Source organism: Butyrivibrio sp. WCD3002 (assembly GCF_000424265.1).
Taxonomy (GTDB): Bacteria; Bacillota; Clostridia; order Lachnospirales; family Lachnospiraceae; genus Butyrivibrio.
In genome coordinates, this window is sequence record NZ_AUJO01000015.1 from 17,392 (window position 1) to 34,257 (window position 16,866).

Genomic DNA, 16,866 nt, shown 5'->3' on the forward strand with positions numbered 1-16,866 from the left:
ATCCCTATAATAATACACGATTTTACGCAAATATGCTATATTAAAGATATGTCGGACGGAAACATTATTGTCTCATTAAAAAACGTCACCCGCTCCTTTAAATCAGGTGACAACAGGCTTGAAGCCCTGAAGAATATTAGCCTTGAAATTTATGAAAAAGAGTTCGTAGTTATACTTGGCGAAAGCGGTTGCGGCAAGACTACCATTCTGAACATCATTGGAGGCATGGATCACATGTCAGATGGCAGTCTTTTTATCGACGGAAAGGATTACTCCAATCCCACAAGCCAGGAGCTTACTGCGTACAGACGGAATTTCATAGGCTTTGTTTTCCAGGATTATCATCTGATGCCAAATTTAACCGCTAAAGAAAATGTGGACTTTATAGCAGAGCTCCTTCCGAATTCAATGGATTCCGATGAGGCGTTAAAGCTTGTAGGTCTAACAGACAGAGCCGATAATTATCCCTCTCAGCTAAGCGGCGGACAGCAGCAGAGAGTTTCGATAGCAAGGGCTATTGCCAAAAGACCAAGACTTATCCTTGCAGATGAGCCTACAGCAGCGCTTGATTTTACTACTAGCATCGAGATTCTGACCGTTTTTGAAGACATTGTCAGATCTCAGGGCACCACAGTTGTAATGGTCACACACAATAATGAGATAGCTAAAATGGCCAATCGAATTATAAAAATAAAAGATGGTCAGATTGATAGAATAATCACTAATGAACATGTTGCAAAAGCAACTGACCTTTCCTGGTAGCTATAAAGTGTTTTTCAATAAGGTCCCGGCAAGTGTACTTACGCTTATAGGAAAGCCTTAATCTCGGGTATTTATATGGCTAAAACAGGTCGAAAGGACACTTTACGTAACATCAAAAAACAGCTGGTTTCCTGGCTGTCTATCATCATAATTACCTCATTTGCAATCACTGCTTATCTGGGGCTTTCTTATTCTGCGTTTTCTATGGCAAGAGAAGGTAAACGCATCTATGATTCCACAAACTTCCATGACATACAAATATCCTCAAATTGTCTCTTATCGGAGGATGATCTAAATGCAATAGCCGGACTTGATGGAATCGAAAAGATTGAAGGAGTCCTTAGGACCTCCGCTAGAATATCAAATGGAACAAAAACAAAGTCTGCATACATCACATCAATTTGCAGGGAAATCGATATTCCCATACTTCAATCCGGAACACTTCCTGCTTCATCAACCGAATGTGCTGTTGAGCAAAGCATAGCCGATGAACTTTCTCTGTCTATCGGAGATGAACTCTCCCCTCATGATGCATATAATGAAAAGCTTCCCGAGCTGGCAGAGGAAGCTTTTATAATCACAGGTATTTTCAAGCATGCAGAGCATGTAAGCTACGATCTGGATGAACCCTACTGCATTCTCGTCACCAAAGATGCCTTTGACGCAGAGCGTTTTGACGACTGCTATGCTCTTGCGAATATCGTTATAGATAAGCCTGCTTATTCAAAGGCATACGACAAAAAATACTACTCTCTTGTTTCAAAAAGATGTGATGCAATAAAAGAGCTTTCAGATTTTCGCTCAAAGGCCAGATATGAAGACTACACCCTGTTTCTCGAAGATCAGATAATTGACAGTGAAAAAGATCTGAATAATGCCAAGCATGACCTTGCTCTTGCAGGTCGTATGATACCTTCTATGTCCGGAAAAACAGGTCAGATTATGGCTGATCTTGGAAATATGCTCTCTGTAATAATCTCCAAAGAGCCCTCGGAGTATAAAACCGTACCGGAACAAATCTCTGACTATGATAAAGCACTGATTGAATATAACAATGCTCTACTAAAACTGGAGGACTCAAAAAAACGCCTTGATAAACTGCAAAATCAAGGCGAATGCGATTGGTATGTCCTGGATAGGAATTCAAATATTTCCTACTTATATCTAAAAAACAACTCTGAGAACCTTAATAAACTTACTTCCACTTTCTCTATATTGTTTGTGGTCATAGCTATTATGGTCATCTTTGCTTCTCTGTCAAGAATGCTATACTCACAGCGCACTCTTATCGGTGCCTCAAAAGCCCTGGGCCTTACTGACACAGAAATATTCTCAAAATATATTATATTTGGCTTATCGGCCACTATTATTGGCAATGTCCTTGGAATTCTATTGTCCGTATTCATCCTCGAATTAGTTATTTCCATTGGCTATGATAATCATTTTATTTTTGGTCGCTTTCCCTTTGCCATATCTATCCTGCCAACTATAATAATATCCGCGCTGGCTATTACCACAGCATACCTTGCTATTTATGCCTCCTGCTCAAAGCTTATGCGACAGACTGCCAAAAAGCTTATGTCTCCCCTTGCTCCGGACAGCAAGCGTGAGAGCCTTAAAAAAAATAAATTTCTCTCTAAGCTAAGTCTTTACAGTAGGATGATTATTCTGAACATGCAGACTGATATTCTGCGAGTGCTGGTAACAATTATAAGTGTAGCAGGGTGCTGTTCTTTAATTGTTATCGGATTCTCTCTTAGAAGCTCCATATCGGGCTCTTTTGACGGTCAGCTGGCAGAAATATCAACCTATGATGGAAAAATTACTTATAACGCAAATATTTCTGATTCCATTGAAAAAGAAATCTCAAAAGAAATATCTGCAAGCGAGATAGACTATGTAAATCTTTTAGATAAATACGGAAGTTTACAGATAAATGATGTAATGGAGTTTACTGAGTTTTTTATTACAGACGACATAGAGTCTCTTTCAAGATTCCATAATATCCTGGATTATCCAACAGGTAAGCCTCTTTTAGGTAATAACTCACAAGACATAGAAAACCTTTCTGATGGAATAATCATAACAAACAGACTTTCAGAGCTATACGATCTGTCCGTTGGTGACAGCATAGAACTCATCGATGATATGGGACTCCCCCACTCAACAAAGGTTTCCGGCATAATGAAGAACTACATCGGACGCTTTGCCATTATCTCAAAGTCATTATATGAAAAGCTTGTAGATGACAGTTTTTCCAACAACACATTTCTGATAAGAACGAAGAGCTCGATGCAGGTTGCTTCAATAGGCACTGTCATTGATAATATTTCGGGATTACAGGGCTTTGATAACTACTCACCTGCGTCGGAGCTGACTGCCATGTTCCGTAACGTTATGATAGTGCTAAACCTTATAGTTTGGCTGCTTATTATTTTGTCGGGAGTGCTGTCTATGTTTGTGCTTTTAAATCTTGCGAACATGTATCTGATATCCAAGCATTCAGAACTGACAATCATGAGGATAAACGGCTTTACAGTTAAGGAAACGATTGTTTACGCCATTAGAGAAGTCATTATTACCACCTCTATAGGCATCTTCTTTGGAATTATATTTGGCGCTGTTATGGTCTATTCGATTATCAGAAAAATGGAGCAGGTTCATCTTATGTTTGTACGAACTCCGGATGTTTCGGCATGGATCATCAGTGCAATTATAACCATACTTTTTTCTGCCGGAATCTACTATATTCCAATGTCAAAAATAAAGGATCTGTCACTTACAGATCTTTTCTGATTATTGTATCAACGAGTCTTGCAGAGTCCTTGCTTATCACAAAGTTTTTAAACATGCGAAATGGCAGCCATTACAGCTGCCATCTCTTATAGATATTTTTATTTAGAAGTTTTCAAATTATTTGTCGTCATATAAGTGACATCTTACAACATGTCCGTTACCCATATCCTTGGCCTTAGGATCCTGCTCCTTACAAATTCCCATGCAATGAGGGCATCTTGTATGGAACTTACATCCCTTAGGCGGATTAGCAGGTGAAGGGATATCTCCCTCAAGGAGTACTCTTTCCTTCTTGATATCGGGATCCGGCATCGGAATAGCACTGAAAAGCGCCTTTGTGTATGGATGAAGCGGATTTGCAAAAATATCCTCTGTCTCACCTGTCTCAACAAGATTACCAAGATACATAACACCTACTGCATCTGAAATATGCTCAACGACAGACAGATCGTGTGAGATAAACAGATATGTAAGATTATTCTTTTCCTGAAGTTCCTTAAGAAGGTTGATGATCTGTGCCTGGATAGAAACGTCAAGCGCTGATACAGGCTCATCACATACAACGAACTCAGGCTTTACAGCCAGTGCTCTTGCAATACAGATACGCTGTCTCTGTCCGCCGGAGAACTCATGAGGATAACGATCCTTGTGATACTCCTGAAGGCCACACTCCTTCATAACCTCGGTAATATAGTCATCAAACTGTTCCTTGGGAACAAGACCGTGCTCACGTACAGCCTCACCGATAATCTCACCGATAGGAAGACGGGGAGACAGTGAAGAATAGGGATCCTGGAAAATGATCTGCATCTTTGTACGAAGCTCACGAAGCTGCTTCTTATCAAAAGTGCTTATATCTTTACCATTGAAAATGATATCACCTTCAGTTTTCTCAATAAGTCTGAGGATAGTTCTTCCTGTTGTAGACTTACCACAGCCTGACTCTCCAACGAGACCCATTGTGGTTCCGCGGGGAATTGAAAAAGTAACATCATCAACTGCCTTTACATTGCCGGTAACACCACCAAAGAACCCTCCCTTAATAGGGAAATACTTTTTGAGGTGCCTTACTTCAAGAATGTTATCTTTTATTTCATTTGTCTTATCACTCATTAGTTTGCACCTCCTTCCTCAGTTTTCTTACCGATAAGCTCCTCACATCTGTAGCAGCTAACCTCATGAGTAGGTGACACCTTGTAAACTCCGGGATATTTGCCACTGCACTTCTCTACACACATTTCACATCTGTCCTTGAAGTAGCAGTAATCTGGCATATCGATAGGGTTAGGAACATTGCCGGGTATGCTATAAAGCTTGTCAACGTGCTTACCTACAACGGGCTTTGAATTCATAAGTCCGATAGTGTAGGGATGTCTGGGATCTTTGAATATTTCTCTTGCAGTACCTTTTTCAACAACACGGCCTGCATACATTACTACAACATAATCAGCCATCTCTGCTACAACACCAAGGTCGTGAGTGATAAGCATGATTGATGAATTGATCTTGTCCTTAAGGTTTCTAAGAAGGTCAAGTATCTGAGCCTGGATTGTAACGTCCAGCGCTGTTGTAGGCTCATCGGCGATGATAAGCTTAGGATCGCAGGCAAGAGCCATAGCGATCATAATACGCTGTCTCATACCACCTGAGAGCTCATGAGGATACATTGAATAAACACCCTCTTTGTTGGCGATACCAACCATCTGAAGCATCTCAATTGTTCTTTCCTTAACCTGTTCAGGTGTCATCTCGGGATTGTGAAGTGCGATAACCTCATCTACCTGTGCGCCAATTCTGAAAACAGGGTTAAGTGATGTCATGGGCTCCTGGAAGATCATTGACATCTTGTTGCCGCGAAGCTTCTGCATAACAGAAGCGGGAGCATTAACAACATTTATTGTTCTCTCGCCATCATTAAAGCGAATCTCGCCTTCAACTGTCTGACCTGAAGGTCTCTGAACAAGCTGCATAAGTGAAAGGCTTGTTACAGACTTACCGCAGCCTGACTCACCAACGATACCAACAGTTTTTCCCTGAGGTACCTCGAAGGATACACCGTCAACTGCCTTAACTGTACCTATATCTGTAAAGAAATATGTATGTACATTATCAAACTCTACACAGTTGTCAGGATTCTTCATCTGTGTAACATATTCACTTTCAGGAATATGTTTTCTATTTCTCTTTTTCTCAATCTCGGAAGTAATCTTTCTGTTCTCTCTTGAGATTTTTCTGGACTCCCTGGCCGAGATATAATTTGAATTCTTTGCCATCTTAGTCTCCTTATCTCTTCATTTTCGGGTCAAACGCATCACGAAGACCATCACCAATAAAGTTGAATGCAAGAACTGTAAGAAGGATAAATGTTCCTGCAGGAATCCATACAAAGAGGTAATTGGTCATAACGTATGAATCTGTAACTGCGTTGATGATACTTCCCCATGAAGCAGCAGGGTACTTGATACCAAGACCAAGGAAACTAAGTGAAGCCTCTGAAAGGATAACCTCACCAAGACCCATACTTGCAAATACAATAAGCTGAGGAATTACATTCGGTATAAGGTGCTTGAAGATTCTGCGGTATGTGCTGATACCAAGCGCTTCAGCAGCAACCATGAACTCCTGCTCACGAAGTGAAAGGATCTGACCTCTTACAATACGAGCAATTCCAACCCAACCGATAACAGCCATTACGATACAGAGCAGATAAATACGTGCTCTGGGGCTTGCCTGATAATAGTCCATGATTGAACCAAGGATCAGGTAAAGAGGCATTGCAGGGATACAATATACAACGTCTACAAGTCTCATAAGAAGGTTATCTACCCATCCACCAAAGAAACCTGCTACACCACCGATGATCATACCGATGAATACCTCAATGAATATTACAACGAAGCCAATCATAAGTGAAATTCTGCCACCGTACATAAGTCTTGCAAGAAGATCCATACCATTTGCATCAGTTCCTACAAGATGAGCCTTGGAAGGAGCTGCATATGTATCGATAAGTCTGGTCTCCTGGAATTTCTTAATTGTATACTGACCTGTTTTCTTTTCAAATCTGTACTCAATCATATTGCCATCTGCATCAGGATACTCAAATGAACCCGAATTGCCCTGAGCCTCAAAAGCCTCAAGAGCAACTGCCTTGTATGCAGGATCAAGGAATGTGCCCGGATCTATCGCATTGAAGTTCATATTTGATACAACTGCATATCCTTCGCCGCCTGCCTCGATCATTCCTTCGCTGTCAGCACTGTATGTCGTGCCATCAGCTTCAAAAGTGCTCTCACCGGTAGCAACAGCTACAAGAGCATTTCTGTAAAACTCATATGAAAATTGTGTGTCTTTGCTGTAACCGGTAAATGATCTCTTACTTGCAACTGCAAGCTCAGTAGCCTCATATACATCGGCCTTGAAATCCTCACCGTCGAACATGTAAATCTTTCCATCCTGCTCGAAGTCACATCTTCCTGCTTCTACAGCAGCATCAAATTCCTTGTTTCCCTTAAGAAAAACCTGAGCGGGCTCAAGTGAATAAATAAGATAGACATCTGAATCCTCTGCAGCAGGTGCCATTCCCAACATCTGACCATCACGTGTCTGGAAAACATACTTTTTCTTGGAAACAGCAATAAGTGCCTTAGAGTTTATATCAGAAGGAAGCTTTGCTCCATCAACTGACTGGAACTGGAACTGATCTATTTCAGTTGCACCTGCGAAATCCTTCAATACTTCTTCGGTCTTATAGAACACCTTACTCTCTGAATAGGGATAAAGTGCTCCACCTACAAATGCAAAAAGGAACATGCATACAATGATTACCATTCCTACGATAGCAAGCCTGTTTCTAAGAAATCTCTTAAGAACCATCATTCCCGGAGAGAGGACTTTTACTCTGGCTGCATCATCAAGGTGCATTTCTTCCTGACTGTTATCATTTACGTTCTTATTTTCTTCTGCCATTTCTTTATCCTCCTTCCTTAGTTTACTCTGACTCTGGGATCAACCACAGCATAAAGAATATCAGCAATAAGGTTACCAAGTAGTATAAGTACTGCCATAAATACCATGTAGAACATAACAAAAGGTATATCTCCCTGTACTACGCACTGATATGATGTATAACCTATACCGGGAATCTGGAACAATGTCTCAGTGATCATAGCACCGGAGAAAAGTCCGGGAAGTGATCCGCCAAGAAGAGTTACGATCGGTATAAGTGTATTTCTGAAGGCATGGTAATTAACTACTCTGTCTTCTGAAAGTCCCTTAGCTCTTGCAGTACGGATATAATCCGCATTAAGCACTTCGAGCATATTGGTTCTTGTATAACGCATAAGTGAACCTACACTTACAACGGTAAGTGTGATTACGGGCATAATCATATGTCTTGCCATATCAAGGATCTTACCAAATGATGAATAAGACTCGTGGTATCTTCCTACTATTCCGTAAAGGTCAAGCCAGCCAAGCTTAACTGAGAATATATATTTCAAAATCGTCGCAAAGAAGAAACTCGGAAGTGAAATTCCGATAAGTGCGATTACCGTAACAGTGTAATCTGTTGCAGAATACTGTCTTCTTGCAGCAGCAACACCTGCAGGTATTGCGATTATAATTTCCAAAATAAATGTCACAAGTCCGAGTGCAAATGAATACCATATAACACCACTGAACTTCTGAAGTACCGGCTGATTCCAAAACCATGAATCACCGAAATCAAGTTTAATAGCCTTTGATGCCCACTTAAAGTAGCCCTGGATTACCCCCGTGTCCAGACCATACTGAGCGTTTAACTGTTCAACCCACTCAGAGTAGCTTTTTGCACCCGGCTTTGTAGACAAAGCCATAGCCTGCTGCTCAACATATGATGTAGGCATACATCTCATGATCGTATAAATAATCATAGATACAAAAAACAGCAAAACTACTGATATGAGTAGACGCTTTAATATGAATTTCTTCATTGTTGTCTATACTCCTTCTAAATAAAATGTCTTCCACCTGAATAAAATTAAGAAATTTCCCGGGGAGTTTGTGTAATCTATATATAATTTCGCAAAGCGAAAATTATTTTCTAAAATAAAAGTTCCAAATAATAATTCTCTGTCGTTTTAAAGCTATAAAGTATTTTTTTACATAATATGTCCGCGGGAGCTAAATTAGCCCCCACGGACAAAGTTATACGTATTATTTTATAAATACGAATTACTTAGTCTTAAGTGTGTTGATCTGATCAAATCCACTTGTTGTGCTGTAGAAGTTGTAGAAAGTTGTCTGATCCTGAAGCATTACAGACTCATCTACATTTACACGCTCAGGAGCGTAAACGGAGCATTCCTGTCTCTGATAGATCGGAATCTCTACTGCATAGTCAACAATATAGTCAAGGCACTCTTTATAGATAGCCTTACGTACTGCCTGATCTGTTGTTGAACGAGCTTCGATAATGAGGTCATCAAGTTCAGGCTGGTTGATTCTGTACATATAAGCAGAACCACCTTCTGAATGATATACCTGGAACATATCAGGGTCAATTGTTGCACCCCATGCTGCACACCAGATCTCAGCTGTACCACCTTCAGTTGCTGTCCAAAGAACAGAAGAATCTGAGAGGTCATTGATGATAAGATCGAAGCCAATCTTAGCAAGGTCTTCCTTAGCTGCTGTAAGGATACCAAATGAAGGATGATCACCTGAACCATCTGCAGGAATCATTGCTTCGTATGAAAGCTTAGCACCTTCAGGAGCTGCTGTAAGCTTACCATCTTCTACTGTGTAACCAGCCTTCTCGAAGAAACCAAGTGCTGCCTGAAGAGCTGCATCATACTTCTCATCTTCTGACATGCCGTCTGTATAAATATCATTACCCTCAGCATCTACTGAGAAAGCAACCTTGTAATCAGGATCTGAAGCCTGAGGTGCTGCCCATGATGTATTTGAGATAGGATAGTTGATTACGTTAGCTGCTTCGCCATAGTAAGAATCAATTACAACGTCACGGTGTACAGCAAGTACTGTTGCAATAGCCTTACGAAGTGCCTTTGACTCTTCGCTTGAAGGATCATCGCCAACCTTAACGTTTTCAGAGTTCATTCCGATGTAACCATATCCGTTAAAGTCTGTAAGAGCTGTATAAACTGTCTCACCCTGTAATTCGCCGTTTGAGTTGTCACCCTTGATCTGCTCAAGTGTTGACTTGTTTGCAGAAGGCTGAGCAATATCGAGTGTTCCCTGTACGATAGCGGGCTCAGCATCAGCCTGCTGTGTAACCTTCATCTGAATTTCCTTTACCTCAGGAGCTCCAAGATAGAAGTCCTCGTTTGCTGTAAAGTAAACGATCTTGTTCTCATACTTCTGGAATACATAAGGGCCTGCTCCAAGAGGAGATGTTGTCTTTGCACGAACTGTTGAAAGATCACCCTTATCGAAACCAAAGTGTCCAGCCTCGTAATCATACTTGGAAGGATCGCCATAGTAGTGAAGAGGACATACAGGTAATGCTAAGCTATAGATAGCTGTTGCATCAAGCTTATCCATATGAACTGTGAATGAATAATCACCAGTCTTCTCGATACCTTCGATTGTTGTAACAGAGTCACCGGTTTCTACTGCATTCTTGTACTCGTCGCCAAGCATATCAAGGATGCTGTCTCCAGCTTTCTCTGCATCTGTAGCTGCAACAACGTCTCCGTCGTAAGCTGCAACGATTTCATTCCAGAAATCATCAACTGTAGGAGCTGTGCCACCCTTAACATCGAATGTAGCACCTGAAGGAGCAGTAAGTACGCCATCTGCTACCTGACCATAGCCCCAGTTTGCCATAGCATTTGCAATAGGATCAGCTGCAACTGCTTCATCTTCTGATACAGCACCGTTTGCTGTGCAGTAATCTGCGATATCGTTGATGAACTGTTCCTTAGCTGCAGGGAAATCTGTCTCCCAGAACTTCTTCTGCTGATCTTCTGTGAAGTATGTGAAGTCTGTGTTGTCCTCACCGGCCTTAACAAGAAGGTTGAAGAGTGTATCAGAACCGCTTCTGTATGCTTCCATACCAGTGATGGGAAGTGCATTGAATGATGAACTTCCATCATAAGAAGGATCAGCAAATACATACATAGAGAAAATAGCATCATCTGCTGTAAGAGGCTCTCCATCTGAGAACTTAACATCGTCACGAAGCTGGAATGCATAATCAACTGTTCCATCCTCGTTCTCTGTTACAGTGATGTCAGAAAGTCCCTTGTATTCATAGGAATTACCTTCATATTCCTTAGTCTCACCCTCGATGCCGTTCATGATAACTTCGCCGAGACGGTCTGTCATAATAAGACCTACTGTTGTGAGGTTCTGTACATTAGAATCATAAGTTGTTGTAGAGAAGAACGGACTGAATTTCTCAGAGAATTCAGACTCTCCAATAACGAGCGGTGCGCCGCTTCCTGTGCTCTCAGCAGCATCTGTTGCCTCTTCTGTGGATTCAGCTTCTGTTGCTTCTGCAGTTTCAGTGCTCTCCTCAGTTGAAGCATCTGCAGTAGATTCTGTCTGATCTGCAGACTCTGTAGTTGCAGTATCTGAGCCTGTGTTTGTAGCGCCGCCACAGCCTACAGCTGATGCAACCATTGTTCCGGCAAGTCCAAGTGCCAGAAGTTTGCCTAACTTTTTCATAGTGCCCTCCATTCCGGGGTTCTCCCCAAAGTGATATATGTGCATCCACCTAAGTGGTTGTCACCTTCATATTCAAAAGCATTACGTAGTCTTTTCTATAGTAATGCCAGCAAAATGCTTGTCGTAATATTTTCCAAACAAAAAAGCTATAACAATAACAGGTATATGCAAAGCCAGATAAATCAGCTCTGATCCGATTTCGTACTGACCTCTTCTTATAATAAGGTAAAGCAGTTCACATAATGAACTGATAACTGCCAGCACAATTACTGCTATCCCGCAAAAGTGCATACGTCCAATACCTTTGTCATATTGTGGGCGTGTCATTCTGGGAGTTGCCCAGGCATATTCCAAAATTCCTACCATATAATACAGAACCGGCAGAAACTGAAAAAAGTACGGAACCACAACCCATAAAGTATGTGATGATGTCTGATTGACCATTCCCTGCAGAATGACAGACACAAACATACCAAGGCCGTATAAAATACACGGCAGATAGGTTTTCTTCTTTACATTCTCATCAAACGGAAGCTGATAGATATCCCCTTTATAGAAAAATCTGTCCCGAAACCTACCCCTTTTATCCAACTCAGGAGCATGATCAAAGTCTCCCTTGTACGGATTACGTAAAATACTCATTAACAAAAAACCCCAAAAAATAAAGCCTAAACAAATTGCCGACAATAAATTATATCAAATGATTAAAAAAAGTCAAGCATTGGCGTACTTTTGTCTTTGTAGCGCGGACACTCACATACTTTAAAGCACCATAGCGGAAACGTAAAAAAACTAGATGCCAGTTATTTCCTTGTAAAAAAGACTTTCCAAATAAACTTTGCATTGGACACAAGGTATCTCATGAAAAGACGTTTTGGATCCTGGAACAATCTGTAGAGCCATTCCATTCCAAGCTTCTGAATCCATACAGGCGCTCTTTTTATATTTCCGGCAAAGAAATTAAAGCCTGCACCAACACCCAGCATCACTCCACTGAGCTGTCCCTGATGAGCTGCCATCCACTTTTCCTGCTTGGGCGCACCCAAACCTATCCAAATAAGATCAGCACCGGATGAGTTGAGCATATCGACAACTGCCTCATCTTCCTCAGGTGTAAGCTCTCTGTAGGGCGGTGAATAATATCCCTTTATATCCATTCCGGGAAATCTTGCCGGAAGCTTTTGCTTTAGCAGTTCTATTGTCTCCTCGGAAGCACCATAGAAAAAGTGTGAAACCTTGCCATCCATTGTGGACTTAAACATAGCCTCCATAAAATCAGGACCGGCAATCCTTTCTGCTTTTACAAATCCTGCCTTCTGAATAAGATTTACGATGGGCTGGCCATCCGGGAATGTCAGAGCAGAACCATTTTGAATTCGCATATAATCTTCATTTTCACTGGCTTCCACAGTTGTATGCACATTACAAAAGCAAATGTATTTTCCTATGAGAGATTTCAAATGACTTCTTACATATAAAACCGCATTCTCAACATTTGAGACTGCAAAGTTTACTCCAAGTACGCCGCATCTCTTTACCATGGCAGAATAATAAACCGCCTGATAATATCCCATATCCCTGATAAGCTTACCTGTGATCCAGATACCATCGAGAGACAATCCAAAATAGGTATTTACACCTATCTTGCCCAGTCTTTCCACTATGTCATTTCTTATGTAATCAGCCGTATCATTCATGGGCTTATTCGGTATACATACGAAAGCATCGCTGCATCCAAGCTTTTCTATCTGCCTGATAAGCTCACTTCTGTTTTTCTCAATATTATCGTTTTCTGTTCTGACTGATTCTCTGGGATATGCTTCATCCAGCTTAAGAATACCCGAAAGCTCATATTCGATGTCCAGATCCTTTAAATGGCTGTGAAGCGCCTCACTGTCATTTTCATAAACAAGGGCAACCAGCTTTCTTCTGTGTCTGTCGGGATTACCTCTCTTTTTCAGAACAAATCTGTAGACAAGTCTGCCTCCAAGAACTATCACCATGTTAAGAATCACCAGATATGCCATGGCGAGTCGTGACATGTAATAGGTGTTCTGAGTCATCATCAGTACCACCAGCAAAAATGCAAACTGCAGTACCTGATTTTCGAAAACAACCTTAAACACCTCAACAGGATCACAATCTTCAAGATTCTTATAGCCTTTACGTCTGCTTCTGTATACATCCAAAAGCACAGCAAACATAACCTCTACAACAAAAATCATACTATAGAGAGGCGGCATCCATTTCTTTTCAAAATACCAGTGAAAACGGATTGTGATCATAGCTATATAGGCAATGCTTAATGAGACCGCATCAACTATCAGCAATATTCTGTTTCTTTTATGCGAGCGGGAAAGGCTCATATTATCAATTTCCTCTTTTACTTAAAGCATCTGTGAATTATGTCTATTACTATATCCTGTTCTTGCTCAGTCATCTTTACATCCGAAGGAAGGCATAAGCCCCTTTCAAAGATATCCATACTCACATCGACTGCTTTACCTTCATCAATGTAAGCATTGCTTCGGCCTCGCAGAAGTCCCTGCACAGTTACAAAGCTGTTTGTTCTGTACATGGGCTGCATATGCATGGGCTTCCAGATTGGTCTTCCCTCTGCATTAAAGGCCATAAGACTTTCAAGTATTTCGGTAGGACAGGATTTTCCGGGCTCTGTATTGTAAAGCACCTTCCTCTCCGATCTTACCTGGGGACACATTGCATTCTCATCGATTATCATACAGCTTAGCCAATAATTAGGCTCTGTATTTTCAGGTATGGGATTCATGGACACCGGAAGGTCCTTAAATCCATCCCTGTATCTCTCATAAATTCTCTTTTTGCCTGCGATATGCTCTTCCAGATAAGGGAGCTGTCCTCTTATAACACCGGCAACAATATTGGACATTCGGTAATTATATCCAAGCTCCTCATGCTGATACCAGGGTGCATCCTCTCTCGCCTGAGTGCTGAGCTTTCTGACTTTATGTGCATCAGCCTCGGAATCTGTTATAAACATTCCTCCGCAGCTTCCTGTAATTATCTTGTTTCCATTAAAGGATATGATAGAGTAATCACCGAACTTACCTGTCTGAACACCCTTGTAGGAAGCGCCGAAGGACTCTGCCGCATCCTCAATAATAAGCGCACCGTGCTTATTAGCAATACTTCTGATCTCATCAATCTTTCCGGGTGTACCGTATAAATGGGCAACCACTATGAGCTTTACATCAGGAAAAATCTCAAAGGCTTTCTCAAGAGCCTCAGGACTCATATTCCAGCTGTCTGTCTCAGTGTCGATAAAAACAGCCTCGCCGCCTTCATAGGCAACAGGATTAACAGTAGCATCAAAGGTCATATCCGAGCAGAAAACCTTATGTCCTGTCAGGGTGCCGACATTTGCCGGCTTTGGTCCGTAAAGTCTCTCTCCGGCCATTCTGATGGCAAGGTGAAGCGCAGCTGTACCAGAACTAAGAGCAACGGCATATTTAAGCCCGATCTTTTCCTGCACCATTCTTTCCACTTCATTGATGTTTTCACCAACTGTACTTACCCAGTTAGTCTCAATTGCTTCATTTATCCACTTACTTTCTTCACCGTGTAGTGTGGGAGAAGCAAGCCATACCCTGTTCTTAAAGCTTTCTATTCCTTCAAATCTCTTATCCATATTTTTACTCCGATTCATTAATGAGCTCTGCCGCGCGCTCCAGCGCCTTTTGATGCTCTTCAGTATGGTCCTCGGCATTATCCTCAGGATGATATGTAACAACTATCCTTTGAACAATTTCTCTTATCTCATCAGCATGCTCTGCCTTGGCCGCTCCGTTAAGTTCCTCAAGCTGAGCGAAAAATCTCATATCGTCCATTGCTATCGGCTTTCCGATATGAATCATTCTGTTTGCTGTATCCTGGAGTCCCTCTTCATCCATAAGCATCTCCTCATACAGCTTCTCACCGGGACGAAGTCCAGTGAATTCAATCTTGATATCCTCGCCCACCTTATAACCTGAAAGCTTAATAAGGTTCTCGGCAAGATCAAGGATTCTTACGGGCTCGCCCATATCAAGAACGAATATCTCTCCGCCCTTTGCATAAGCTCCTGCCTGCATGACAAGACTTACCGCTTCAGGGATTGTCATAAAGTATCTGATAATATTAGGGTCTGTTACGGTAACGGGACCTCCGGCTGCGATCTGCTTTTTAAAAAGCGGAATAACGGAACCGTTGGAGCCAAGAACATTACCAAAACGCACAGCCACAAATTCAGTATCATAATGCTTGTTGAAGGTCTGTACGATCATCTCACAGATACGCTTACTTGCACCCATGATGTTTGTGGGATTAACAGCCTTATCTGTAGATATCATTACGAATTTGCTGCAACCATTCATTGCTGCAGCCATGGCAGTCTTAAAGGTACCAAAAACATTATTCTTGATAGCTTCTCCCGGGCTGTCCTCCATAAGAGGCACATGCTTATGAGCTGCTGCATGATAAACGATATCAGGCTTGTAGGTCTCAAAGATCCTGTTAATTCTGTTGGTATTTCTTACTGATGCAATAAGAACCACCAGATCAAGCTCAGGATGCTTTGTTTTCAGCTCCTGCTGAATATCGTAGGCATTGTTTTCATAAATATCTACTATTATAAGCTTTCCCGGCTTATGGTTTGCTATCTGTCTGCAAAGCTCGGAACCGATGGAGCCGCCGCCACCTGTTACAAGAACAGTCTTACCGCTTACATATCCGGCAATCTGACCAAGATCAACCGCTATAGGATCACGACCAAGAAGATCCTCTACTTCAACATCTCTCAGCTTAGAAACATTGACTTCACCGTTAACAAGCTGATAAACACCCGGCAGGGAACGAAGCTTACAATTGGTCTCCTTACAAAGATCAAGAAGCTTTCTCATATCACTTCTTGAAAGTGAAGGAATTGCAACAATAATTTCTTCTATATCATAGAGATCTGCGCACTCAATTATCTTGTCGCGTCCGCCTACTACTCTTATACCCTGAATGTAATGTCCCCACTTGCTGCGGTCATCATCGATGATACATCTGATAACCATAGTGGAGTAGTTACTGTTAACAATCTCCTTGATGATAAGATTACCGGCTTCACCGGCACCGATCACCATTACGGATATGGAATTCTTTTTATTTTCTGATTTATGCTTAACACTTCTAAAAAATCTGTAGCTGAATCTGCTTATAAAAATAAAGGTTATAAGCAGGAAGGTATACAAAAAATAATAGCTCTGGGGAACCGGCTGTCTTCCAACTCTGAAAAACTGGAGTCCAATGGCATTCATAATTCCGGAGGACACACAGCCCATTACCAGATTCTGCAGCTCTGTCTCACCTGCATAGGCCCACAGGCTGTGATAGAGCCTGAAAAAGTAAAATACGATTATCGTCAGAACTATGTTTATTCCCAAAAACTCTGTTACGGGAACCATAAATTCCGTAGGTGCCAGGTCCACATTAAACTCATATCGCATAAGCAGAGCCAAAAAGCTTGCCGCTATTATACTGATAATGTCATATACGATTAAACCTGCACTTCTATAAAATTTAGCATAATTAAAAGGTTTCTTTTCTGAATTCATAATACTCTATAATACCACA

At 41.4% G+C, this 16,866-nt stretch carries 11 protein-coding genes; 2 read left to right on the forward strand and 9 right to left on the reverse strand.

Annotation, left to right across the window (positions count from 1 at the left end; genetic code table 11):
• Positions 1–48 precede the first annotated feature (48 nt).
• Entirely contained in the window at positions 49–762 is a 714-nt protein-coding gene (locus tag G608_RS0112880) for an ABC transporter ATP-binding protein (protein WP_026496375.1), read from the forward strand.
• Positions 763–837: 75 nt separating this feature from the next.
• The gene (locus G608_RS0112885) at positions 838–3,558 is read left to right on the forward strand and encodes an ABC transporter permease (RefSeq protein ID WP_026496376.1); all 2,721 of its coding nucleotides are present in this window, start codon (positions 838–840) and stop codon (positions 3,556–3,558) included.
• 117 nt (positions 3,559–3,675) lie between these two features.
• On the opposite strand, the gene G608_RS0112890 is transcribed toward G608_RS0112885, so the two are convergent.
• The 9 genes from G608_RS0112890 to G608_RS0112930 all read right to left on the reverse strand — a co-directional run bounded on the left by G608_RS0112890 (position 3,676) and on the right by G608_RS0112930 (position 16,847).
• Positions 3,676–4,671 (reverse strand): ABC transporter ATP-binding protein, encoded by a 996-nt coding sequence (locus G608_RS0112890; RefSeq protein WP_026496377.1) that lies wholly within the window; start codon positions 4,669–4,671, stop codon positions 3,676–3,678.
• The gene (locus G608_RS0112895; RefSeq protein ID WP_026496378.1) at positions 4,671–5,831 is read right to left on the reverse strand and encodes an ABC transporter ATP-binding protein; all 1,161 of its coding nucleotides are present in this window, start codon (positions 5,829–5,831) and stop codon (positions 4,671–4,673) included. The genes G608_RS0112890 and G608_RS0112895 overlap by 1 nt, the downstream gene beginning before the upstream one ends.
• Before the next feature lie 10 nt (positions 5,832–5,841).
• Positions 5,842–7,527: an ABC transporter permease gene (locus G608_RS22905; RefSeq protein WP_026496379.1), complete on the reverse strand. Its 1,686-nt coding sequence runs from the start codon at positions 7,525–7,527 to the stop codon at positions 5,842–5,844.
• A gap of 17 nt (positions 7,528–7,544) precedes the next feature.
• Complete coding sequence (locus G608_RS0112905) at positions 7,545–8,531, reverse strand: ABC transporter permease (protein WP_026496380.1); 987 nt, start codon at positions 8,529–8,531, stop codon at positions 7,545–7,547.
• 241 nt (positions 8,532–8,772) lie between these two features.
• Positions 8,773–11,232 carry an ABC transporter substrate-binding protein gene (locus G608_RS21160; protein WP_051209327.1) on the reverse strand — a complete coding sequence of 820 codons (2,460 nt, stop codon included), beginning with the start codon at positions 11,230–11,232 and terminating at the stop codon, positions 8,773–8,775.
• An 81-nt stretch (positions 11,233–11,313) separates the two neighbouring features.
• Positions 11,314–11,874 (reverse strand): hypothetical protein, encoded by a 561-nt coding sequence (locus tag G608_RS0112915; RefSeq protein ID WP_026496381.1) that lies wholly within the window; start codon positions 11,872–11,874, stop codon positions 11,314–11,316.
• Positions 11,875–12,035: 161 nt separating this feature from the next.
• Positions 12,036–13,598, reverse strand: a complete 1,563-nt coding sequence (locus G608_RS23915) for a WecB/TagA/CpsF family glycosyltransferase (RefSeq protein ID WP_442852223.1) — start codon at positions 13,596–13,598, stop codon at positions 12,036–12,038.
• A 17-nt stretch (positions 13,599–13,615) separates the two neighbouring features.
• The gene (locus tag G608_RS0112925; RefSeq protein WP_026496383.1) at positions 13,616–14,899 is read right to left on the reverse strand and encodes a DegT/DnrJ/EryC1/StrS family aminotransferase; all 1,284 of its coding nucleotides are present in this window, start codon (positions 14,897–14,899) and stop codon (positions 13,616–13,618) included.
• A 4-nt stretch (positions 14,900–14,903) separates the two neighbouring features.
• Complete coding sequence (locus G608_RS0112930; RefSeq protein ID WP_026496384.1) at positions 14,904–16,847, reverse strand: polysaccharide biosynthesis protein; 1,944 nt, start codon at positions 16,845–16,847, stop codon at positions 14,904–14,906.
• Between the last annotated feature and the right edge of the window lie 19 nt (positions 16,848–16,866).